We start from the raw sequence: 24,026 nt of genomic DNA, 5'->3' as shown, positions 1-24,026 counted from the left end.
TAGAGTTGCAGTCTTAGAGTTGCAGTCTTAGAGTTGCAGTCTCAGAGTCACAGTCGCAGTTTTCAGTTTACAAAGCTTTGCGATCTTTGCTTTTTAATAATCTAAACTTGACCTGAAATTTTGCGAACATTGTGCAAACTTTGCGATCTTTGCGGTTAAATTTAGTTGCAGTTAGACAGTCGCAGTCACGGTTTTCAATTTTTACTGAGACTGAAAACTGAGACTGAGACTAAAAAACTCAGAACCTTAGTATCTCAGCCACTTAGACCCTTAAGAAAAAAAATGAATTCAGATTTTATAAAATACCAGGCACAAACTTCCCCATACCCTTTAGGAATGGAAGTTTCACATGCCATTGGTTCTTACATATACGATACGAGCGATAAAAAATATTTAGACTTTGTTGCCGGAGTTTCCGCCTGTACATTAGGGCATCAGCACCCGAGAGTCAATCAGGCCATAAAAGATCAGTTAGATAAATACTCGCACGTCATGGTGTACGGCGAATATTCACAAAGTCCGGCTGTTCAATATTGCAAGTTGCTGGCTTCATTCCTTCCGGAATCCCTTAATAAAACCTATCTGGTCAATTCAGGCACAGAAGCCATCGAAGGAGCCCTGAAACTCGCAAAGCGAACCACTGGACGCAGTCAGCTTATTTCGTGTCATAATGCGTATCACGGGAATACGATGGGATCAATGAGTGTGATGGGGTTTGAAGAACGCAAACAGGCTTTTAGACCATTGCTTCCTGACGTGGATTTTATTACTTTTAACAATGAAGCCGATTTACAAAAAATAACCACCCGAACCGCAGCTATTCTTTTGGAAACGATCCAGGGAGGCGCCGGATTTATTCAGCCTCATGATAATTTTCTTCAGAAAGTACGCCAACGCTGCGATGAAGTTGGAGCGATGATGATTGTTGATGAAATTCAGCCCGGTTTTGGAAGAACCGGAAAACTTTTCGGCTTTCAGAATTACGATGTTGTTCCTGATATTGTGGTAATGGGAAAAGGAATGGGTGGCGGAATGCCTGTGGGTGCTTTTACGGCTTCGGCTGAAAAAATGGACCTTTTAACCGAAAATCCCAAACTGGGTCATATCACCACTTTTGGAGGTCATCCTGTCATTGCGTCAGCCTGTTTAGCTACTTTGCAGGAATTAACTGAAACAAACTTAATGCAGGAAGCTTTAGAGAAGGAAAAACTGTTCAGATCTCTTTTGGTACATCCTTTGATAAAGGAAGTTAGAGGAAAAGGATTAATGCTAGCCGCAATGACCGAAACTGCCGAAATAACCAACGAGGTTATTTTAAATTGTCAGGACAAAGGGCTTATATTGTTCTGGTTGCTGTTTGAAGGATGCGCCATACGAATAACACCGCCATTAACCATTTCGGAAGAAGAAATAAAAGAAGGCTGTGCCATAATTTTAAACGTTATGGATGAAATAATGAAAAAAGAAAAAAAAGTTTAATACCCGGTACTCTTTCACAAATCAAAAGATTACAACTTAAAACAGAGTAGAAATTCTGTCCGTATTGTTAATTAAATTGTTCAAAACAATTGATTCCCGTTCCTCTCAACACTAATATGGTTGCCTAATTTTATAACAGGCTAATTTCAAATAAAACAAAGTATGCAATTAAGCAACGAAGAAGAAGATTATAACCTATCCTTATCCAAATTTGAGTCGATGTTAAAAACGAACAAAGTACTCTTTTTTGATTCTGAAGAATTTGAAGAAATTATTCTTCATTATTTGGATATAGGCAAGGCTAATTTAGCAAAAAAGGCCTTAAAACTTGCATTAGACCAACATCCAAAATCTACGGGCTTAAAATTAGTACAAGTAGAAATGCTGGTTTACGACGACAAACTTGATATCGCTGAAAAGCTTTTAAATGAGTTGTATGCAATTGAACCTAACAACGAGGAAATTTACATCCAGAAAGCCAATATCTGTTCCAAGAGAGATCAACATGAAAAAGCGGTAGAATTGCTTAAAATTGCCCTGCAATATACAGACGATTATGCTGACGTGTACAACTTAATCGGAATGGAATATCTTTTTATGGATAATCTCGAGATGGCAAAAGACAGTTTTATCAAATGTCTCGAAGAAGATTTAGAAGATCAGTCTGCACTGTACAATGTGGTTTACTGTTTTGAATTTTTAGATCAAAACCAGGAAGCCATTGTATACCTGAACGATTACATCAATAAAAATCCATACAGCGAAATTGCCTGGCACCAGCTTGGGCGCCTGCATTATGGCGTGAAGGAATACGAAAATGCCATTCGTGCATTTGATTACGCTACCCTGATTGACGACGAATTTCTGGGCGCTTTCATGGAAAAAGCAAAAGCGTACGAACGTCTGAAAAAATACAAAAAAGCAATTGAAAGCTACAACCGCACCATCGAATTAGACGATGCGACCTCGTATGCCTTATTGCGTATTGGAAAATGTTACGAGAAATTAGGCAATTTTGCCAAAGCATTACAATATTACAATCAGACCGTGCATGAAGATCCGCTTTTAGATAAAGGATGGATTGCCATAACTGATTTTCACGTTCGCCAGAAAAACTTCCAAAAAGCCTTATTTTTTGTCAACAAAGCATTGGCAATCGACAATCAGAACCGTTTGTACTGGAAACGTTATGCCACGATCAACAAACAAATGAACTTCTTTGAGGAAGCTGAATTTGGATACAGAAAAGCGGTTGAATTTGGTGATTACGGATTGGACACCTGGTTATTCTGGGTTGATATTTTGCAGTTTTTAGGTGAATTTGACAGTGCTATTCAGACTTTATTACAAGCATCCGAATATTTCCCTGAAGAAAACGAAATCGAATATCGTCTGGCCGGATTGTATTTCATGATTCAGGACAATACAAAGGCAAAATTTCACTTAAGCAACGGCTTACGTTTAAATTTTGACAACTACATTCTAATCGAAGATTTATTTCCGGTGGTCTGGTCAAAAAAAATGGTGAAAAATTATATTGAAAAACACAGAAAAGAATAAATGATCGATATTTTAAAAAGACGATTTGGCTTATTAGGCCGTAATATTAGTTACTCTTTTTCGAAAGGATATTTTACAGAAAAATTTAATGATGAAGTTTTTGCAGGCAACACCTATGAAAATTTCGACATTTCTGAAATTAATCATTTCTCCGGACTGATTAAAAATAATCCCGACTTAAAAGGCCTTAATGTTACGATTCCATACAAAGAGCAAATCATTCCCTTTTTAGATAAACTTTCAAAAAAAGCCACTTTAATAGGTGCTGTCAATACCATTAAATTTACCAAAAACGGAAAATTAAAAGGATACAATACGGATTATTATGGTTTCAAAAAATCATTAAAACCGTTACTGGAACCACATCATAAAAAAGCACTCATTTTAGGTACCGGAGGTGCCTCAAAAGGAGTTGCTTTTGCTTTGGATGAGCTCGATATTCCGTATACTTTCGTTTCAAGGGAAGCCAAAGAAAATATTATTGATTACGACTTAATCAATGCCACTACTTTTGACAATTTTCAAATCATAATCAACTGTACTCCTGTAGGAACAAGCCCCAATATCGAAGCTTGTCCCAATCTCCCTTATGAATTTTTCACCAATAAGCACATCGCTTATGACTTAATTTATAATCCGGAAGAAACACAATTTCTAAAAAAAGCAAAAGAGCACGGAGCTGTTATAAAAAACGGCTACGATATGCTTATTTTTCAGGCTGAAAAGGCATGGAAAATCTGGAATAAATAAAAAGCTACTCCTTCCCGTACAACTGTTTATCTTAATTTCTTTTCGCCATCACAGAATAGTATCTACCGTTTTCTTTTCCTGTACTACCAATCCAGACCAAATGGGCTCTGATGCTGTTTTTCGATACACTACACCCCCAATGTATTTCCCAGCAATACGACTTAGAATACAGCAGCAAAATCATTTTATCACAAAAGATTTATTAAAATAAAATCACAATTCGAAGATTAAGACAATCATTTCATTAGATTTTTCTAAAAATTCATACAAATGAAATTTTATATTAACTTCAAAAAAAAGGATAAAAAAATCAATATCATATTGGCTGAACGGAGCAATAAATAAGAATTTAATTGCAAAATAGCGTATAAACAAACGATTTATTTTGTATTTAGAAACACCTTTACTATCTTTCGCTCTGTTTAAAACAATAAACCTTATACATTTAAAATGTTAGAAGAAAAGAATGATAACCTGCAAGAAGCAGACGGAAAATTAGGAATCGAATTAAGCGATTCTATACAGGATGATGCAACTGAAACATCAAATTCTGAAATAACAGCTGAAGACTCTGTTTCAAATACTGAAACTGAAGCAGAAACTACAGTTGAAGCCACAGAAACTGATCATCAGGAAGCATTGGATGCGATAACAAATTCAAACGCGGAAGAAAGTGAAGATGAGACGCTGAAAGAGCGTCATGATATTCCTATGCAGGACTATAATACTTTTTCGTTAGATGAACTTGTTGACGAATTGAAAAAGCTCGTACATACAGATAAAACCATGTCTGTAAAAGATCATATTGAAGAAATCAAAAAAGCATTTTTATTACAATACAATCATCTTATTGAGGAGAAAAGGGAAGAATTTAATGCTTCCAAGCAAGATCCAAATGAAGAATTTGAATACCATTCTCCGTTAAAATCTAAATTTGATGAATACTATAATGTTTTCAGGGAAAAGAGAAATGTTCATTTTAAACATTTACAAACCAATTTAAAATCAAATCTGGACAATCGTTTAGCTATTGTTGAAGAACTAAAAGAACTTATAAACCCGCAGGAAAACATCAAAGACACCCTTAAACATTTTAATGATTTAAGAGAAAGATGGAAAAATGCAGGCCCAATTCCAAAAGACAAATACAATCACGTCTGGAATAATTATCACTTCCACGTAGAAAATTTCTATGACTATCTGCATTTGGACCGTGAAGCCAGGGATTTGGATTTCAAATACAATCTGGATCAAAAACAAAAAATAATTGCCCGTGTCGAGGAATTGGTAAATGAAACCGACATTAGCAAAGCTTTCCGTGAACTACAGGATTTACACAGAATCTGGAAAGAGGATATTGGACCAGTTTCGAAAGAACACCGCGATACTATCTGGAATAAATTTAGTGAACTGACTAAAAAAATTCACGACAAAAGAGAAGTTTTATTTGAAAGTCAAAGAGCCAACGAGCAACAAAATCTGGAGGTTAAAAAAGAAATTATTGCTAAACTAGAAGTTTTAGGTACTGAAAAAGTAAACTCCCATTCGCAGTGGCTCGTTCAGATACAAAAAGTAGAAGCTTTACGAAATGAATTCTTTGCTGCAGGAAAAGTTCCATCGGAAGTAAATGAGGAAACCTGGGCTGCTTTTAAAACTGCCGTTAGAAATTTTAATTCTTTCAAAAATTCATTTTATAAGGACATTAAGAAAGATCAGAACGATAATTTAAACAAAAAAATGGCGCTTGTGGCGAAAGCCAAAGAATTACAGGAAAGTACTGATTTTACAGCCACTACTCCAATCATGAAGCAGATTCAGGAGGAGTGGAAACAGATTGGTCACGTTCCTAAGAAATATTCAGATAAAATCTGGAAGGAATTTAAAGATGCCTGCAATCATTATTTTGACAAATTAAAGGAACATAAATCTGAAGAAAATGTTGATGAAGTAGCTGCTTTTGACCATAAAAAAGCATATTTAGACATTCTTAGAGCATATCAGCTTACCGGAGACCACAAAACAGATTTAGACGCTATAAAATTGCATATTGAAACCTGGAAAGGATTTGGAAAAGTACCGTTCTCCAGACGTCACATTGAAGGAAAATTCAATAAAATTCTTGATGCCCTTTTTGAAAAATTAAGTCTGAGCAAAAAAGAAACGGAGATGATGCGTTTCTCTAACCGTATCGATTCATTATCTGAAAGTAACGACACCCGAAAACTGGACAACGAAAAAATCTTTCTCATGCGTAAGATTGAAGAAGTTCAAAATGAAATTTTCCAATTAGAGAACAATATTCAGTTTTTTACCAATACAAAAAATGCTAAAAAAGAAAACTCAATCGTTCTTGAAGTTCGCAAAAACATTGCTATTCACAAAGAAAGTCTTGAGGTTTGGAAAGACAAACTAAAACAATTAAGAAACCTGAACCAGGAATAATAATTGTCCGTTAAATAAACAAAGCATTTTACCGTAAGGCACGCAAAGTTTTATTCATACGTATATTTTTCCACAAAACGCAAAGTTCGCAAAGCTATATCAATATCAGCCTTGCGAACTTTGCGTTTTATAAGCGTAATACAAAAACAAAACTTAGCGTTCCTTGCGGTTAACTTTTTCACTCCACTTCATTTCAACTTGAAACCTGAAACTTGAAACTTGAAACATGAAACCCTAAACTTAACATTCTCCTCAACTTTCATAAAACAATTCTGTAAAATATTGATTATATTTGATAGTCTATTTTTTAACTAAAGTTCAAATAATTATTAATTATATAAATTACCGATATGAAATTTACAAGAAAAGCAAATGCCAACTGGAAAGGAACGGGCATGGAAGGAAAAGGAACCATTAGTACACAAAGTACCACACTGGATAATGCTCAATTATCATTCAAAACAAGATTTGCAGACGGCGTTGGAACAAATCCTGAAGAACTTGTTGCTGCAGCTCATTCCGGCTGTTTTACGATGCAATTAAGCTTTTTATTAAACGAAGGCGGCTTTACTGCAGATGATTTGGCTACAGAAGCCACAGTAACTTTTGAAGACGGAACCATAACTTTGATCCATTTGGACCTGAAAGGAAAAGTACCTTCCATCTCTGCTGAAGAGTTTGAAAAAACAGCTCTTAAAGCAAAGGAAATTTGTCCGATTTCCAAACTTTTAAACACTACTATTACACTTTCTGCCACCCTGATCAGTTAAGGAGCAAATTAAAAAAAAAAATACAAATAAAAAATTCCAAATCCCAAAAGATGCTGAGCATAATTGGAATTTGGAATTTTTAAATATTGGAACTTTTAAGCTGTAGTCAAAACTACATTGTAGCCTTCAAAGCTTTTGCTTCAGCTGTCATTTCTAATGCTTTATAAACACCTAATAACGTTTTAGCAACATCTTCATTTTTAGGATCTAATTCGTTTGCTTTTTTTAGATAAGGAATCACTCCTTTAAAAACAGACTCTCTTTGTGCTTTTAACACATCGTAACGCTTCATATCTTTTGCCGAATTACCCAATTTATTCATTTCATCAATAATTGGTTTTTCAGCTTCTAATTTTAATGCTGCAAGATTAAGGTAGGCATTTGTATAAGCCGGATTAATTTCGATCGCTTTCAAATAGTATTTTTCAGCGTCAGCTGGATTTTTTGCATTTCCACTAATAACTCCAAGATTGAATAAAAGATCAGCATTGTTCGGGTCTTTTTGCAAAGCTTCACCCACTAATTTTTTGTAGGTATCAAAATCTTTGGTTTCAAGATATAGATTTGCTTCTGTAAGTAATAGAGAAGAATCTTCCGGGTTTGTTTTTCTTGCATCGGCGATTGCTTTTTTAGCATCTTCGATACGGCCTTTCTGAACTAAAATCAAAGCAAAATTTTTATAAATCTCTCCTCTTTTAGAAGGAATAGCCTCTGTTTTAGGTTTTTCGTGTGTTCCTAATTTTACAGCTAAATCTCTTTCACTAGCGGTATTAAATCCGTCTTCGTTTCCAGACGCTTTATTTAAAGCTGTATAACTAGTCCCTTTTCCTGAATAGTTAATTTTTTTCAACTCTTCGTACATTGGTAAAGCTGAATCATAATCCTGAGCATTTACTGAAGTTGAAGCTGCATAATATAAATTGATTGTATCTTTTTTATCTAACAAGTAAGCATCATACAATTTTTTTGCTCCTTCAGCATTTTTATTTGCCTGAGTATCTGCAATAGCCGAATTAATTAAGTTTCCTTTAATCTGAGCAATTGAAGTAGCTGCCTGAGTAGAATATTTTAGTTTTCCGGATTCTTTTTCAATGTCAATTAATTTTTTATAGCTTTCAGCAGCAAGAGATAAGCTTTTACTCTCATCTACTTTTTTAGTAGCCAGGTCAAGGTAAGCATTACCTTTTACAAAATAGTATTGTGCCTGTTCAACATCTTTGGCATTTACAACCAAATTTTCAGCATCTTTCAATATTGAAATTGCTCCTTGAGCATCTCCGCTTTTTAATGCTTTCTCTGCACTTTTAATCTGATCTTTTTGAGCAAAAGTAGCTACTGAAATCAGTAATGCTGACGCAAGTATTACATATTTACTTTTCATAGTATTCAATTTGTATATTTAATTTTCTTTTTTGTGACTTTTTTTTTATTCTTCTGATTCTTCTTCTTCCTCAGAATCGTCTTCCTCTTCTGTTACTTCATCAGAATCGTCGTCGTCGTCTTCCACTACAGTATCATCTTCAAGAACTTCTAAATCCGGTTTCACTCTTTCTATAACTGATTCTATAACATTACCGTCTTCATCAACAACAACTTCTGCTACATCGTCTTTCATTACTTTTGTAACCGCAGCGATAGAATCTTTTCCTTTTAAGTTAATCAATCGAACTCCCTGAGTAGCACGACCCATTACACGTAAATCTTCAATAGCCATTCTGATTGTTAATCCTGATTTATTGATAATCATCAAATCATCAGCATCTGTTACCGCATTAATCGAGATTAGTTTTCCTGTTTTTTCTGTGATGTTAAGTGTTTTAACTCCTTTTCCTCCACGATTGGTAATTCTGTAAACATCCTCTCCGTCGTCGTCTACTAATTTGGTACGTTTACCATATCCGTTTTCTGTTACCACTAAAATTTGCGAATCGTTCACATCATCTTTATCAACAGTAACCATACCAATTACTTCATCGGTATCGTCTTTTAGTGTTATTCCGCGAACTCCGGAAGCTGTTCTTCCCATTGGGCGTGTTTTAGTTTCCTCAAAACGAACTAATTTACCAGATTTTACAGCCAAAATAATCTGGCTTTCTCCGTTGGTTAATTTCGCTTCCAGTAACTCATCACCTTCTTTAATCGTAATGGCAGCAACACCATTAACTCTTGGTTTAGAATATTTCTCTAAAGAAGTTTTCTTCACCTGACCTTGTTTCGTAACCATTACAAGGTTATGACTGTTGATATAATCTTTGTCTTTTAAATCCTGAGTACAAATGAAAGCTTTTACTTTATCATCGCTTTCAATGTTTACCAGATTCTGAATTGCTCTTCCTTTGGCTGTCTTGCTTCCTTCCGGAATTTCGTAAACACGCATCCAGAAACATTTTCCTTTTTGCGTAAAGAACATCATATATTGGTGGTTGGTAGCAACGAACATGTGCTCAAGGAAATCCTGATCTCTTGTTCCTGCGCTTTTTTGTCCAACTCCTCCTCTGTTCTGCGTTTTGTATTCTGTTAAGTTCGTACGCTTGATATAGCCGGCATGAGAAATGGTAATTACCACATTTTCATCGGCAATCAAATCTTCGATACTTACATCTCCGCCTGAATATTCAATTTGAGAACGACGGGCATCTCCGTATTTCTCACGGATTTCCTCCAGTTCTTCTTTGATTAAAGCAGTTCTTAAGTTAACATCTTCCAATAAAGCTTTCAAATGCTCGATTAATTTCATTAATTCTTCGAACTCCGCTCTTAACTTATCCTGCTCCAGACCTGTTAACTGACGTAAACGCATCTCAACAATGGCACGGGCCTGAATATCGGACAAATTGAATCTTTCGATTAATTTCTCACGCGCTTCTTCTGTATTTTTAGAACCTCTGATGATCGCAATTACTTCATCAATATTATCAGAAGCAATGATTAAACCTTCTAAGATGTGCGCTCTTTCCTCTGCTTTACGCAATTCGAAACGTGTTCTTCGAACAACTACATCATGACGGTGCTCAATAAAATAGTGAATCATGTCTTTCAGATTCAACATTTGCGGGCGCCCTTTTACTAATGCAATATTATTTACACTAAAAGAAGATTGTAAGGATGTAAATTTATATAAGGTATTCAAAACTACGTTTGGCGTAGCATCGCGTTTCAGGATATAAACGATACGCATACCGTTTCTGTCTGATTCGTCACGAATATTCGCAATACCTTCAATTTTTTTATCATTAACCAAATCAGCCGTACGTTTGATCATTTCGGCTTTGTTTACCTGATATGGGATCTCGGTAACAATGATACATTCTCTTCCGTCAACTTCTTCAAAACCAACTTTGGCGCGCATTACAATACGTCCTCTACCGGTTTTAAAAGCTTCGCGAACGCCTTCGTAACCATATATTATACCTCCTGTTGGAAAATCCGGAGCTTTAATATGCGTCATTAATTCGTCAACTTCAATATCGTTATTATCCAGGTAGGCTAAAGTACCATTGATCACTTCTGTTAAATTGTGTGGCGGCATATTGGTTGCCATACCAACTGCAATACCTGTTGCTCCGTTTACTAATAAAGTAGGAACTCTTGTCGGCATTACTTTTGGCTCATATAATGTATCATCAAAGTTCAATTGAAAATCAACTGTCTCTTTTTCGATATCTGCCATGATGTCCTCTGAAATCTTACGCATTCTGGCCTCAGTATAACGCATTGCTGCCGGACTGTCACCATCGACAGAACCAAAGTTACCCTGACCGTCTACTAATAAATAACGCATACTCCATTCCTGAGCCATACGTACCATAGCATCATACACAGAGGTATCTCCGTGTGGGTGATACTTACCCAAAACCTCTCCTACGATTCTCGCCGATTTTTTGTGGGCAGATCTTGAAGTTACTCCTAAGTCATACATTCCATAAAGAACTCTTCGATGCACTGGTTTCAAGCCATCTCTAACATCAGGAAGCGCTCTTGATACGATTACTGACATCGAATAATCGATGTAAGCTGATTTCATTTCATCTTCTATGTTAATAGGAATTAACTTTTCTCCTTCAGACATAAGTTGTTATATTAAATAATTATATTAGTTTCAAAGCGTGCCAAGATACGTTTTTTTGAAATTTTTTCAGCTATTTCCTTACACTTATTTCAATGATTTATTAACAACTTTATTTTAGCTTTTAGTTAATAAATTAAGCGTTTTTTAACGCTTTTATTGTCTTTTTTTTTGTCTCTTAGCTGTCATGAGATTCTGAAGGGTATGGTTTTTGTTTTTCATAGAGTAATTCACTAAATTTACAATACAATTAATATATTATGGATGATAATTTTTCACCAAGAGTAAAAGATGTTATTACCTACAGTAAAGAAGAAGCCTTACGTTTGGGTCACGACTTTATTGGTACTGAACATCTTATGCTGGGCATTTTGAGAGATGGAAACGGCAAGGCCATTCATATCCTCAATAACCTCGCTGTTGATTTAGATCATTTACGCAGAAAAGTAGAAGTACTCAGTCCAGCCAATCAAAGCGTTGAAATCAATGCCGAAAAGAAGAATCTTCATCTTACCCGCCAGGCGGAAAGGGCACTGAAGACCACTTTCCTTGAAGCAAAGGTATTCCAGAGCTCATCGATTAGCACGGCACATTTGCTGTTATGTATCTTACGAAACGAAAACGATCCAACAACCAAGCTGTTGAATAAGCTAAAAATAGATTATGACATAGCTAAAGAACAATATTTAAATATGACTCCAAACGAAGAAGAATTCTTAGAAAACTTGCCAAGAAACGAATCGTATAATGACGATTCAGGACAAGATGACAGTCTGAAAGAAAGTAGTTTTAATAATCCCGCCAATAAGTCAAACAAAAAATCCAAGACTCCGGTTTTAGATAATTTTGGGAGAGATTTAACAGAAATGGCGGAAGAAGGAAAACTAGACCCTGTAGTAGGACGTGAAAAAGAAATAGAACGTGTTTCTCAAATCCTAAGCCGTAGAAAAAAGAACAACCCGCTTCTTATTGGAGAACCCGGAGTTGGTAAATCTGCTATCGCGGAAGGATTAGCATTACGTATCATTCAGAAAAAAGTATCTCGTATTCTTTTTAACAAACGTGTGGTAACGCTTGATCTGGCCAGTTTAGTAGCCGGAACAAAATACCGTGGCCAGTTTGAAGAAAGAATGAAAGCCGTTATGAACGAGCTTGAAAAAAATGACGACATCATTCTTTTTATTGATGAAATACACACCATTGTAGGTGCCGGAGGTGCAACAGGTTCGCTGGACGCTTCTAACATGTTCAAACCTGCTTTGGCAAGAGGTGAAATCCAATGTATTGGAGCTACAACACTTGACGAATACAGACAGTACATTGAAAAAGACGGTGCTTTAGAAAGACGTTTCCAGAAAGTAATCGTAGAACCAACTTCTGTTGAAGAAACAATTGCCATCTTAAACAACATCAAAGACAAATACGAAGATCACCATAATGTAACGTATACGCAGGAAGCCATTGAAGCTTGTGTAAAATTAACCAACAGATATATGTCTGAGCGTTTTTTACCGGACAAAGCTATCGATGCTCTTGATGAGGCCGGTTCCCGTGTACACATTACTAATATTGATGTTCCGAAACAAATTTTAGATTTGGAACGTCAGTTAGAGGAAGTTCGCGAAAACAAAAATATGGTTGTTAAAAAACAAAAATATGAAGAAGCAGCCAAACTTCGCGATGATGAAAAACGTATCGAAAAAGATTTAGCTGTTGCACAGGAACAATGGGAAGAAGATTCTAAAAACAACAGAATTGAAGTTACAGAAGATAATGTAGCGGATGTTGTTTCTATGATGACCGGAATTCCGGTAAACAGAATTGCACAAACAGAAAGCAACAAACTGGCGAAATTACCTGAATTAATTCAGAACAAAGTAATTGGTCAAAACGATGCCGTTCTTAAAATTGCACGTTCTATCCAGCGTAACAGAGCCGGACTTAAAGATCCGAACAAACCAATTGGTTCGTTTATTTTCTTAGGTCAGACCGGAGTGGGTAAAACGCAATTAGCAAAAGTGTTAGCAAAAGAATTATTCGATTCTGAAGATGCATTAGTTCGTATCGACATGAGTGAATACATGGAGAAATTTGCGATCTCCCGTCTAGTTGGAGCGCCTCCGGGATATGTTGGTTACGAAGAAGGTGGTCAGCTGACTGAAAAAGTTCGCAGAAAACCGTATTGTGTCGTACTTTTAGATGAGATTGAAAAAGCACATCCTGATGTATTCAACATGATGCTTCAGGTTTTGGATGACGGATACCTGACAGACAGTTTAGGCCGCAAAATCGACTTTAAAAACACCATCATTATCATGACGTCTAACGTTGGTGCACGTCAATTGAAAGACTTCGGACAAGGCGTAGGATTCGGAACTGCTGCTAAAGTAGCTCAGGCCGACGATAATTCAAAAAGCATCATCGAAAATGCATTGAAAAAAACTTTTGCTCCTGAATTCTTAAACAGAATTGATGATGTTATCGTTTTCAACGCATTAGAAAAAGCGGATATTGATTTGATTATCGAAATTGAACTTAAAAAACTATATTCCCGTATTGCTGAATTAGGATATAACTTAAGTCTTACGGATAAAGCGAAAGCATTTATCGCTGAGAAAGGTTTTGACAGACAATTTGGTGCAAGACCCCTAAAAAGAGCGATCCAGAAATATGTTGAAGATTTACTGGCAGAAGAAATCATTACTTCAAAAATCCATTCCGGTGATGAAATCCTAATGGATCTGAAAGATGATTCTCAGGAACTTTCTGTAGAAATACACAAAGCGGAAGAACCCACTAATCTATAAATTAGTTTAAATTTATAACAAAGTTAATTTACCCGTTACGTTTTCATAACATAACGGGTATTTTTTTTAGATAAATTACTACCTTTAGTAAAAGCAAATAGCTATTTTTGGCTATTAAATTCTATAAAACAAATCATAATATATGCTTCAAAACAAAGTCATTTTAGGCAGCGAAGAATGGTGCTCATTTCCGGAATTAGGAATCCCAACAATCAAAGCTCGTGTAGATTCCGGTGCCAAAACCTCGGCAATGCATGCTATAAACATAGCTCCTTTTATAAAAAATGATGCCAATTGGGTAAAATTTGATATTAATCCCATTCAGAATAATATTAAAACGATCATCCATTGTGAAGCTCCGCTGGTTGACAAAAGAATTGTGAAAAGCTCAAGCGGTTTTAGAGAACATCGTTATGTGATCCAGACCAACCTTAAAATTGGCGATGTAAAATGGCCTATAGAAATGACATTGACCAATCGTGATTCAATGGGTTTCAGAATGCTTTTAGGCCGTGAAGCGATGAGCGGACGCGTACTGGTGGATCCCGAAGAAAAATACTTATTAGGACAGCCAACTCCGGAGTCACTGAAAGAACTTTATCAAAATTCAGAAAAAGCAACGTCTGGTCTGCGAATAGGACTTTTGGCCAGTAATCCTGAATTGTACAGTAATAAAAGAATTATGGAGGCCGGCGAAATGCGTGGTCACGAAATGCATTTTTTGAATATCAAGGAATGTTATATGAAACTCGATGCCAAGACGCCCGAAATCCATTACAGAGGCGGAAAAATCCTAAATCAGTTTGATGCCATTATTCCGAGAATCAGGCCAAGTATTACCTTTTACGGTTGTGCATTAACGCGTCAGTTTGAAGCTTTAAAAGTTTTCTGTTTGAATTCAGCTACTGCCATAACACAATCACGCGATAAATTATATTCCCTGCAATTACTATTAAACAGCGGTGTAGACATTCCAACCACCGGTTTTGCCAATTCTCCTTTAGATACAGACAATTTAATTAAAATGGTAGGCGGATCTCCGTTAATCGTAAAATTACTGGAAGGAACCCAGGGAAAAGGCGTTGTTTTGGCCGAAACCAAAAAAGCCGCAGAAAGTGTTATTAATGCATTCAAAAGTTTAAATGCAAACATTTTAGTTCAGGAATTTATCAAAGAAGCCAACGGAAAAGATATTCGTTGTTTTGTTATCGACGGAAAAGTAGTTGCCGCCATGCAGCGTGAAGCGATGCCGGGAGAATTCAGAGCCAATATACATCTTGGAGGAACGGCATCTGTCATAAAAGTAACTCCTGAAGAGAAAAAGATAGCCATAAAAGCTGCAAAAGCAATGGACTTAAAAGTGGCCGGTGTTGATATTATACGTTCCTCAAAAGGTCCTTTATTGCTTGAAGTAAACTCATCTCCGGGTCTTGAAGGAATAGAAGGTGCCACAAATAAAGATATTGCCGGAGAAATGATCAGGGCAATTGAGAAGAATTTTAAGTTATAATTCAATGATATTATTCCCATATCTCGATATTATTGGCAGAAGTGCGGCGGTCTATTTTTTTATGACCATCGCGCTTCGCATTTTTGGTAAAAAGGAGCTTTCCCAGCTCAATACAGCCGATATTATTCTGATTTTGCTAATCAGTAATTCGGTCCAAAATGCGATGGTTGGTCCTGACACGAGTCTTTGGGGAGGTTTAGTTGCCGCTTTGGTGTTGTTTATAATTAATTTTGTCATTAAAAAACTAACTCACAAATACAAATTACTCAACGATTTGCTTTTAGACAAACCTGAAATCTTAATCCATGACGGAAAGCTAGATTTTGATTCTTTGAGCAAATTAGACATTTCTCACGACGAATTAAAAGAAGCGATGCGAGAACATGGATTGGAACATTTTACGGATGTAAAGCTCTGTATGCTCGAAATTGACGGTACAATTAGTGTTATTTCAAAAGACAAGAATTTAAAACAGACGCATTACAAAAGAAAACACAATCATAAGAATTTTAGGAAATAACATTAAATGGAAATTCCAATATTTTAAAATTCCAAATTCCAATGCTCTCGTTACACGTTTTCATTTTTGGAATTTGGAATTTTAAAATATTGGAATTTCATCATAAAAAAAGCTGGTTTCTATTTGAAACCAGCTTTTTTTATATCGTTAAAATGTAATTTATATATCACCACATTTTAGAAAAATCATTTTATTACATAAAGACACTTAGAATAAAATAAACCAATCCAGCCAATATTGCTGAAATAGGAATAGTCAGTATCCACGCCCAGATTAAACTTACCGTTACACCCCAACGAACAGCAGATACACGTTTTGTTAATCCAACGCCGATGATAGAACCTGTAATCGTATGTGTTGTACTTACCGGAATTTTTAAATGCTCTGTAAAATAAAGTGTCAGTGCTCCTGCAGTTTCCGCAGCTACTCCTTCAAATGAAGTTACTTTTGTGATTTTAGAACCCATTGTTTTTACAATTTTCCAGCCACCACTTAAAGTTCCTGCTGCAATCGCAGAATAACACGCTAACGGAATCCATCCCGGCATTACTCCTTTTACACCCAAATCATCGTTTGGCAAGACAACATCCAACCAGGATTCCATATGAATGCCCGGATGTGCATTAATATAGACCGCTACAGCGGCAGCAATAATACCCATTACTTTTTGCGAATCATTTCCTCCGTGTCCTAAACTAAAAGCCGCAGAAGACAACAATTGCATTTTTTTCAAAGCAGCATCTGCCTGATGCAGATTTAAACTACTAAATATCAAACAAAATGCACTTACGGTTAAGATGATAAAAGCTACCAGAAACCATTTAATATTATGAGGATCGAAAGCTACACTCCAAAAATGAGAATCAAAACGTGGTTTTCCATGTTTAAGAATATCCTCGTAAGACACCATCAGATTGCTGACCAACCAAACGGTCGCTATCATTAACGCTACGGTAAATATTTTAGGATAAATACTTTTACGGGATGCATTTAACAACCAAATTGAAATTAAATACGAAGCCAGCGCTCCTAACAAAGGCGCTAAAACGATAAAAGCAATAATAATAAGAACTCCTGAGGGCATTGCGCCGTCTTTTCCGGCCTTATACCAGCTTACGATTTCGTACCAGTAATGTGTAGTTCCATCTTCGCCTGCATAACCTGAAAAACCGTGCACTGCTATAGCGTGAGCCACAGCTGCTCCTGCAAATCCACCAATCAAAGTATGAGAAGAACTGGAAGGAATTCCAAGCCACCAGGTCAATAAATTCCAACAAATTGCGGCAATAACACCGGCCAGAATTACAACCAGGTTAATTTCCATGGTATGCGCTGTTTTTGCAACAGTATCTGCAACACCAAATCCGAAAACCCAATAAGCCAGAAAGTTAAAAAATGCTGCCCAAAGTACGGCCTGAAAAGGCGTTAATACCTTTGTCGCAACAACTGTAGCAATAGCATTTGCCGCATCATGAAAACCATTGATGTAATCAAAAATTAAAGCTAATACTATAATAATTATAAGTAGCGTCATAAAATTATAACTTCAGAATGAAATAAATTAAATTTAAGAATGTTTTACAGAAATAGACTCCAGTATGTTTGCAACGCTCTTACACTTGTCTGTAGCTGATTCTAAAACAGATAAAACTTCTTTATATTTAATAATATTTTTAGCGTCTGTTTCGTTTTCAAAAATTTCAAAAACTGCTTTGTTATAAACGTTATCTGACTTGTTTTCCAGTTTATTAATTCTGACACAAGCATCTTTAATAACTTTGAAATTATTTAAATTTCTCAATTCTTTAACGGCACTATCAATATTCTGACAAGCTTCAAGATTGATTTCTGTCATTTTTCTGATAGATTTTGTAATCTTGTCTACCTGATACAGTCTCATTCTGCTGGCAGCACCATGCAAATAATCGGCTACGTTATCTATAGAAGTAATTAATGTGTGAATGTCCTCTCTGTCAAACGGAGTAATAAAATTTCTGCTTAATTCTAAATTGGTCTGACGTGTAATGTCTTCTCCTTTTTGCTCTAATTCATCAATTTTCTGAAAAAGAACTTCTCTTTCTTTTAACGGAAGATTTACAGCTTCATGTAAATTAGACGCTAATTCAATTAAATTGCTTGAAGCCTCTTCAAAAAGTGGAAAGAATTTTTTGTCTTTCGGCACTAAAAATTGGAAAATACTGTTTATTGACATTTTTATATTTTTGATAGTGCAAAATTACTTCAATATTATCTTTCAATGTTAAGCCATTGTTAACAAATCATTTTCAATTTGGAAACTGCTAAGGAATTCAACTGTTTTCTCGATGTCATAATGTAAGATCCTGTCTTCTTTTACCAAAGGCACCACTTCTCTGTAACTGCTTAAAAACATTTCGATAAATTCGCTTGATTTCAAAGGTTCTCTGTACGCAATGGCCTGAGATGCATTCATCAATTCAATTGCGAGAATACGCTCTAAATTATCCATTACACGAAGTGCTTTTGTGGCTCCGTTTGCCCCCATGCTTACATGATCTTCCTGACCATTACTGGAAACAATGCTATCTACGCTGGCTGGTGTTGCCAGTTGTTTGTTCTGGCTGGCAATACTCGCTGCTGTATATTGCGGAATCATAAATCCTGAATTTAATCCCGGATTGTCCACCAGAAATGCCGGAAGATTACGCAATCCTGAAATCAATTGGTAGGTTCTTCTTTCAGAAATACTTCCCAATTCCGCAAGAGCTATGGCCATAAAATCCAATGCCAAAGCCAAAGGCTGTCCGTGGAAATTCCCTCCTGAAATAATCTGATCGGCTTCAATAAAGATATTCGGATTATCGGTAACTGAATTGATTTCTGTTTTAAATACTTTTCGAACGTAATCAATGGCATCCTTTGAAGCACCGTGTACCTGAGGCATACAACGGAAAGAATACGGATCCTGAACGTGTTTTTTTTCCTGAGCGATAATTTCACTTCCTTCCAGAAATTCGTTAATGCGCTGCGCCGTCACAATTTGTCCTTTGTGAGGACGGATAAAGTGAATCAATTCGTTGAATGGTTCTATTCTTCCGTCAAAACCTTCCAGAGAAATGGTTCCTATTAAATCTGCGAGATACGAATATTTATAAGCTTTAAGCAAAATGTGTGCTCCGTAAGCACTCATAAATTGTGTTCCGTTCAACAAAGCCAGACCTTCTTTAGACTGTAAAACAATTGGTTCCCACTTAAAATGCTTTAAAACTTCGCGGGAATGTACTTTTCTGCCTTCAAAAAGGACTTCGCCTTCTCCTAATAATGGTAAAGACAAATGTGCCAAAGGCGCTAAATCTCCGGAAGCTCCAAGAGAACCCTGAGTATATATTACAGGCAGGATATCGTTATTATAAAAATCAACTAAACGATTTAAGGTCTGCAATTGAATTCCTGAATGTCCGTAGCTTAAGGATTGGATTTTCAGTAACAACATCAGTTTTACAATTTCAGCCGGCACTTCTTCGCCTGTTCCGCAAGCGTGTGACTTGACCAGGTTTTCCTGAAGTTTTGATAAATTTTCGGTAGAAATTTTCACACTATAAAGTGATCCGAAACCTGTATTGATTCCATAAATCGGTTCAGAGTGTGTCGCCATTTTTTTATCTAAATAGTCACGGCACTTCTGAACATTTACTTTGGCTTCCTCCGATAATTCAAGCGTTTTTTGATTTACAATTATTTCTTGTAAAGCTTCTAAACTTAAGGTTTCAGTACTTATATAATGGACTTCTTTCATGTTGTTTGTAATTTAAGACGCCAAAATTCAGCAAATCAATATTAAAAAGCAATGTTTATTGAGGATTATTTAATCTCAGCATCAAAAAAAATAAAAGCAGCTCATTAGGAGCTGCTTTTATTGTACTTAAATAGTTAACTTCTTAAATTAATAATAAGTAACAACTGTTTTTTCAGTTTGTATTGTTGCACCTGAAGAAGACATAACGTTTTTCATTTTTGTCAAAATATAACCATTTTCATTGTATGTACAGTCACTTTTAGATGATTCAGTACTTTGAAGTACACCATTAAAATTAAAAATAGTTGAGGAGCTGATTGCATTATTTTTAGCAAAATTGGCAAAGAGATTAAATCCCAAAATATTTATATTAGATTCATTTTTTGAGTCATAAACATAATCTGTTATTGCAACATATGCATCACCATCAGGCATTGGAGTAGTAATTTGATATTTTACATAATTACCCTTTTCATAAGTATATATTCCTGGACCTGAATATGGAGTATCATCCGTTTCAGTAATTGTTCCGTCCTGATTGTAGGTATAAGTAACTGTAGAACTAATACTTCCATCTGCTTTTTTTCTTATTCCAGCGATCAATTTTTTTTGCTCATTATACATATATTCCAAAGAAGACTTAAGAATATTATCATCAATATAGACCATACTTTTTGTAATTAAATCTCCAGTGTATATATATTTAGCAATTGAATTTGTAATAGTCACCTCTTGGGTCTTTACATTTTTAGTAGTTGCTTTGGTACTTATTGTCATTAATTTAGTAATATTAGATGTGTCATAACTATAAGTATATTCATATTTAGTATCGTAATACTTATCAATTGTCTGTACAGTTTTTGTTTTAGGAAGTTCTAAAATTACTTTTTCAGAAACTATCCCTTTTGCACTTTCCACTCCTCCTAATGTAGCTGTAATCGAATAAGTAAAAGAACCTGTAGTTTTGAGCACATCCGTGAATTTTGCTTCAGTAAGTGGAACGGCATTAAGTTTTACAGGACTATCACTTCTATATACATTATATGTAATACCAGTACCTTCGACAACTGTCCATGTTAAATTTACAGAACCTCCATTTAGCGATGCATGAGTGGTAGCAGGTGATGCAGGAATTGCAGAGTTGTCTTCGTCATTGTTACAAGCTATAAGTAAGAATAAAGAAATAAATAAGAAAGTAATGTTTTTTTTCATTTTTTAGATTTAATTATTTCAGCGAAAATAGGTAAAACAAAAGTAATCAGCCAAAAATTTCATATATTAAACAAAACAATTCTTAATAATAACAGTTTTTCGTATTAAATACCAAATTCTATGAGTTTTCGATTTCAAAAACCTATAATTCTGATTATAAAACAGGAATTCTACTAAATTGATCGGATAAATTTGCAATTATTAACACTTCTAACATCAATTAAATAAGATCTATAAACAGTACAACTCACATATTAAACAAGATAAATATACGAATCCAACAATTTATAAGATTCAATCCTGATAAAAGCTCAATATTAATTTCATGAGATTTGAATTATTAAAATATTCGCAAAAAGAAAATAAGGGTTTTTAACTTTTATAAAAAACTGTACTTTTGAAAAACCAAAATGAAAAGTAACAGCGTAAAATATCCTTCTGTAATGACAACTCAAACCAGAGTTGCAATTGCTGTTACCACAACTTCTACAACAACTACTACCCCTTAGGGGTATACATTTTCACATATAATCCTTGGTTATCTATACTTTTTTCTAAAAAGAAGAAAGGTATTGGATAGATAAAAATATTTGCATAAAAGAAAAAAAACATCAAAATGAAAGTATTAAAATTTGGCGGAACTTCGGTTGCCAATGCACAAAATATAAAACTCGTTCTCGAAATTATAGACCAGAATTCTAAGCAGGGAAAATTAGTTGTTGTCGTTTCGGCTTTAAGCAAAGTCACAGATTTACTTCAACTGGCGGCTGCAAAAGCGGCGGCTAATGATGAAAGCTTCAGGGAAATTGTTGCCGAAATCGAAAAGAAACATCTGGACACCTTAAAAGAATTGATTCCGGTAAGCGAACAAAGCAGTTTGCTAAGTCATGTAAAAAGAATCATTAACCATTTAGAAACACTACTAGACGGCTGTTTTTTATTAGGGGAATTATCTCCAAGAACAGCAGATACCATTTTAAGTTTCGGAGAATTGCTTTCGTCCTATATCATTGCGCAGGCGTATCAGCAAATCAATAAAAATGTCGTGTATAAAGACAGCCGTGAAATCATAAAAACAAATGCTGATTTTGGAAAAGCAACTGTAAATTTTGAAATTTCAAATCAGCTGATTCAGGAATATTTTGCCGAAAATGAAGCACAAATCACTATTTTACCGGGATTTATAGCTTTAACCCTGGACGGAATTACAACAACTTTAGGCCGTGGCGGTTCTGATTACACTGCTGCTATTATTGCCGGAGCACTGGATGCAGAGCAACTGGAAATCTGGACTGACGTCAACGGAATGTTTACGGCTAACCCGAAAATTGTAAAACAGGCACAGCCTATTGCCACTATTTCGTATCAGGAAGCGATGGAATTGTCACATTTCGGAGCGAAAGTGCTGTATCCGCCAACCATTCAGCCCGTTTTAAGAAAAAACATTCCCATTTTAATCAAAAATACTTTTGAGCCCGAAGCTGCCGGAACTTTAATTTCCAGCCAGGTTTCGTCAAAAGATACGGTTGTAAAAGGGATCAGCCATATCGATCACATTTCGTTAGTAACACTCGAAGGCCCTGGAATGATTGGGGTTGCAGGTTCGTCAAGACGTTTGTTTGAAGTATTATCTCAGGAAAAAATCAATGTCATTTTTATCACTCAGGCTTCTTCCGAGCATTCGATTTGTATCGGAATTTTAAATTCAGATGCTGAAAGTGCCGAAAGTGCCATCAACAGAGCTTTCGAAGTAGAGATTCTTCAAAACAAAATTGATCCTGCTATTGTAGAAAAAGACCTTTGTATCATTGCTTTGGTGGGTGAAAATATGAAAAACCACCAGGGTTTAAGCGGAAGAATGTTTAGTACTCTCGGTAAAAATAACGTAAACATCCGTGCCATTGCGCAAGGTGCTTCTGAGCGAAATATCTCGACCGTAATCAACGAAAGAGACGTTAAAAAAGCTTTAAATACACTACACGAAAATTTCTTTGAAGAAAACACCAAACAGCTCAATTTATTTGTGATGGGCGTTGGAAATGTAGGTGAAAAATTCATCGAACAAATTCACAACCAGAAAAAATTCCTAAAAGATAACCTGAAGATTAATGTTCGTGTAATTGCGCTATCCAATTCCAGAAAAATGCTTTTCGATGAAGATGGAATTTCTTTAAAAGAATGGCAGGCTGATTTAGATAAAGGGGAACCGGCAAATAAAGAAACTTTTATCGAGCGCGCCAAAGAACTGAATTTACGTAACAGCATTTTTGTGGATATTACAGCCAATGCAACTGTTTCTGAAACTTACGAACAGTTTCTGAAACAAAGTATTGCGGTGGTAACTTGTAACAAAATTGCCTGTTCTTCAGCCTATGACAATTACAAAAAACTAAAAAACCTATCACGTCAATATAATGCTCCGTTTTTGTTTGAAACGAATGTTGGAGCGGGACTACCGATTATTGATACCGTTAAAAACTTAATCGCTTCGGGTGATAAAGTGCATAAAATACAGGCCGTTTTATCGGGAAGTCTGAACTTCATTTTCAACAATTTCGACAAGGATAATTCTTTTCATGATGTAGTAAAAGAAGCCGGAGTTCAGGGATTCACTGAACCTGATCCGAAAATTGACCTGAGCGGAATCGATGTTGCCCGTAAAATCCTGATTCTGATTCGCGAAAGCGGTTACGAAATGGATATTGATGCCATCGCCAACGAATCCTTTTTGCCTGCAGAATGTTTAGCGACCACAAACAATGAAGACTTTTTTGCTTCATTAATCAAACACGCTCCGCATTTCGGGGCTATTTATGAAGAAGCGCTTAGTAAAGATTCCAGGTTAAAATATGTTGCGAAATTCGAAAACGGAAAGGCAAGCGTTGGCCTGCAATTCATTCCGAAAGACCATCCTTTCTACAATTTGGAAGGAAAAGACAATATCGTGCTTTTTTACACTGATCGTTATGTAGATCAGCCGCTGCTTATAAAAGGAGCCGGAGCCGGAGCCGCTGTTACTGCTTCGGGGATTTTTGCGGATGTAATTCGAATAGGGAACAACTAAAGGGACTAAGGTACTGAGTTGCTAAGGTTCTGAGTTTTTTTCTCAATCTTAGCAACTTAAAAACTTAGTTC

The 24,026-nt window shown here is 35.7% G+C and carries 15 protein-coding genes; 9 read left to right on the top strand and 6 right to left on the bottom strand.

Annotation, left to right across the window (positions count from 1 at the left end):
• Positions 1-282: 282 nt before the first annotated feature.
• The 5 genes from GJU43_RS15225 (at position 283) to GJU43_RS15205 (ending at position 7,001) form a co-directional block, all read left to right on the top strand.
• On the top strand, positions 283-1,479 hold the full coding sequence (locus tag GJU43_RS15225) for an aspartate aminotransferase family protein (RefSeq protein ID WP_154341609.1): 1,197 nt from the start codon (positions 283-285) through the stop codon (positions 1,477-1,479).
• A 162-nt stretch (positions 1,480-1,641) separates the two neighbouring features.
• Positions 1,642-3,039 carry a tetratricopeptide repeat protein gene (locus GJU43_RS15220; protein ID WP_154341608.1) on the top strand — a complete coding sequence of 466 codons (1,398 nt, stop codon included), beginning with the start codon at positions 1,642-1,644 and terminating at the stop codon, positions 3,037-3,039.
• Positions 3,040-3,789 carry a shikimate dehydrogenase gene (locus GJU43_RS15215; protein WP_154341607.1) on the top strand — a complete coding sequence of 250 codons (750 nt, stop codon included), beginning with the start codon at positions 3,040-3,042 and terminating at the stop codon, positions 3,787-3,789.
• A 450-nt stretch (positions 3,790-4,239) separates the two neighbouring features.
• Entirely contained in the window at positions 4,240-6,231 is a 1,992-nt protein-coding gene (locus GJU43_RS15210; RefSeq protein ID WP_154341606.1) for a DUF349 domain-containing protein, read from the top strand.
• Between the two features lie 350 nt (positions 6,232-6,581).
• Positions 6,582-7,001: an OsmC family protein gene (locus GJU43_RS15205; RefSeq protein WP_127337227.1), complete on the top strand. Its 420-nt coding sequence runs from the start codon at positions 6,582-6,584 to the stop codon at positions 6,999-7,001.
• A 112-nt stretch (positions 7,002-7,113) separates the two neighbouring features.
• On the opposite strand, the gene GJU43_RS15200 is transcribed toward GJU43_RS15205, so the two are convergent.
• Both GJU43_RS15200 and gyrA read right to left on the bottom strand, forming a co-directional pair.
• Positions 7,114-8,382: a lipopolysaccharide assembly protein LapB gene (locus GJU43_RS15200; RefSeq protein WP_154341605.1), complete on the bottom strand. Its 1,269-nt coding sequence runs from the start codon at positions 8,380-8,382 to the stop codon at positions 7,114-7,116.
• Positions 8,383-8,427: 45 nt separating this feature from the next.
• Positions 8,428-11,070, bottom strand: coding sequence for a DNA gyrase subunit A (gene gyrA, locus GJU43_RS15195; protein ID WP_154341604.1), 2,643 nt, complete (start codon positions 11,068-11,070; stop codon positions 8,428-8,430).
• Positions 11,071-11,327: 257 nt separating this feature from the next.
• On the opposite strand from gyrA, the gene GJU43_RS15190 reads away from it, so the two are divergent.
• The 3 genes from GJU43_RS15190 (at position 11,328) to GJU43_RS15180 (ending at position 15,904) form a co-directional block, all read left to right on the top strand.
• Positions 11,328-13,874 (top strand): ATP-dependent Clp protease ATP-binding subunit, encoded by a 2,547-nt coding sequence (locus tag GJU43_RS15190; protein WP_154341603.1) that lies wholly within the window; start codon positions 11,328-11,330, stop codon positions 13,872-13,874.
• A 142-nt stretch (positions 13,875-14,016) separates the two neighbouring features.
• Positions 14,017-15,384 carry a 30S ribosomal protein S6--L-glutamate ligase gene (gene rimK, locus GJU43_RS15185; RefSeq protein WP_154341602.1) on the top strand — a complete coding sequence of 456 codons (1,368 nt, stop codon included), beginning with the start codon at positions 14,017-14,019 and terminating at the stop codon, positions 15,382-15,384.
• 4 nt (positions 15,385-15,388) lie between these two features.
• Positions 15,389-15,904: a DUF421 domain-containing protein gene (locus tag GJU43_RS15180; protein ID WP_154341601.1), complete on the top strand. Its 516-nt coding sequence runs from the start codon at positions 15,389-15,391 to the stop codon at positions 15,902-15,904.
• A 193-nt stretch (positions 15,905-16,097) separates the two neighbouring features.
• On the opposite strand, the gene GJU43_RS15175 is transcribed toward GJU43_RS15180, so the two are convergent.
• From GJU43_RS15175 to GJU43_RS15160, 4 genes are all read right to left on the bottom strand, one after another.
• Entirely contained in the window at positions 16,098-17,438 is a 1,341-nt protein-coding gene (locus GJU43_RS15175) for an inorganic phosphate transporter (RefSeq protein WP_154341600.1), read from the bottom strand.
• A gap of 33 nt (positions 17,439-17,471) precedes the next feature.
• Positions 17,472-18,116: a DUF47 domain-containing protein gene (locus GJU43_RS15170; RefSeq protein WP_154341599.1), complete on the bottom strand. Its 645-nt coding sequence runs from the start codon at positions 18,114-18,116 to the stop codon at positions 17,472-17,474.
• Between the two features lie 48 nt (positions 18,117-18,164).
• Positions 18,165-19,679, bottom strand: coding sequence for a histidine ammonia-lyase (gene hutH / locus GJU43_RS15165; protein ID WP_154341598.1), 1,515 nt, complete (start codon positions 19,677-19,679; stop codon positions 18,165-18,167).
• Between the two features lie 147 nt (positions 19,680-19,826).
• Entirely contained in the window at positions 19,827-20,891 is a 1,065-nt protein-coding gene (locus tag GJU43_RS15160; protein ID WP_154341597.1) for a hypothetical protein, read from the bottom strand.
• 616 nt (positions 20,892-21,507) lie between these two features.
• On the opposite strand from GJU43_RS15160, the gene thrA reads away from it, so the two are divergent.
• Positions 21,508-23,955 (top strand): bifunctional aspartate kinase/homoserine dehydrogenase I, encoded by a 2,448-nt coding sequence (gene thrA / locus GJU43_RS15155; protein ID WP_154341596.1) that lies wholly within the window; start codon positions 21,508-21,510, stop codon positions 23,953-23,955.
• Positions 23,956-24,026 lie beyond the last annotated feature (71 nt).

Origin of the sequence: Flavobacterium sp. LC2016-23 (assembly GCF_009674775.1) — a bacterium.
Classification (GTDB): domain Bacteria; phylum Bacteroidota; class Bacteroidia; order Flavobacteriales; family Flavobacteriaceae; genus Flavobacterium.
Note: the sequence above shows the minus strand (reverse complement) of the source record. Positions and strands in the feature narration are given on the sequence as shown.

Excerpts from the sequence above, each read along its gene's own strand:
- GJU43_RS15175 (WP_154341600.1), bottom strand. The coding sequence starts at position 17,438 with ATGACGCTACTTATAATTATTATAGTATTAGCTTTAATTTTTGATTAC.
- GJU43_RS15220 (WP_154341608.1), top strand. The coding sequence starts at position 1,642 with ATGCAATTAAGCAACGAAGAAGAAGATTATAACCTATCCTTATCCAAA.
- GJU43_RS15215 (WP_154341607.1), top strand. The coding sequence starts at position 3,040 with ATGATCGATATTTTAAAAAGACGATTTGGCTTATTAGGCCGTAATATT.
- GJU43_RS15180 (WP_154341601.1), top strand. The coding sequence starts at position 15,389 with ATGATATTATTCCCATATCTCGATATTATTGGCAGAAGTGCGGCGGTC.
- GJU43_RS15200 (WP_154341605.1), bottom strand. The coding sequence starts at position 8,382 with ATGAAAAGTAAATATGTAATACTTGCGTCAGCATTACTGATTTCAGTA.
- GJU43_RS15190 (WP_154341603.1), top strand. The coding sequence starts at position 11,328 with ATGGATGATAATTTTTCACCAAGAGTAAAAGATGTTATTACCTACAGT.
- GJU43_RS15160 (WP_154341597.1), bottom strand. The coding sequence starts at position 20,891 with ATGAAAAAAAACATTACTTTCTTATTTATTTCTTTATTCTTACTTATA.
- GJU43_RS15170 (WP_154341599.1), bottom strand. The coding sequence starts at position 18,116 with ATGTCAATAAACAGTATTTTCCAATTTTTAGTGCCGAAAGACAAAAAA.
- thrA (WP_154341596.1), top strand. The coding sequence starts at position 21,508 with ATGAAAGTATTAAAATTTGGCGGAACTTCGGTTGCCAATGCACAAAAT.
- gyrA (WP_154341604.1), bottom strand. The coding sequence starts at position 11,070 with ATGTCTGAAGGAGAAAAGTTAATTCCTATTAACATAGAAGATGAAATG.
- rimK (WP_154341602.1), top strand. The coding sequence starts at position 14,017 with ATGCTTCAAAACAAAGTCATTTTAGGCAGCGAAGAATGGTGCTCATTT.
- GJU43_RS15225 (WP_154341609.1), top strand. The coding sequence starts at position 283 with ATGAATTCAGATTTTATAAAATACCAGGCACAAACTTCCCCATACCCT.
- GJU43_RS15205 (WP_127337227.1), top strand. The coding sequence starts at position 6,582 with ATGAAATTTACAAGAAAAGCAAATGCCAACTGGAAAGGAACGGGCATG.
- GJU43_RS15210 (WP_154341606.1), top strand. The coding sequence starts at position 4,240 with ATGTTAGAAGAAAAGAATGATAACCTGCAAGAAGCAGACGGAAAATTA.
- hutH (WP_154341598.1), bottom strand. The coding sequence starts at position 19,679 with ATGAAAGAAGTCCATTATATAAGTACTGAAACCTTAAGTTTAGAAGCT.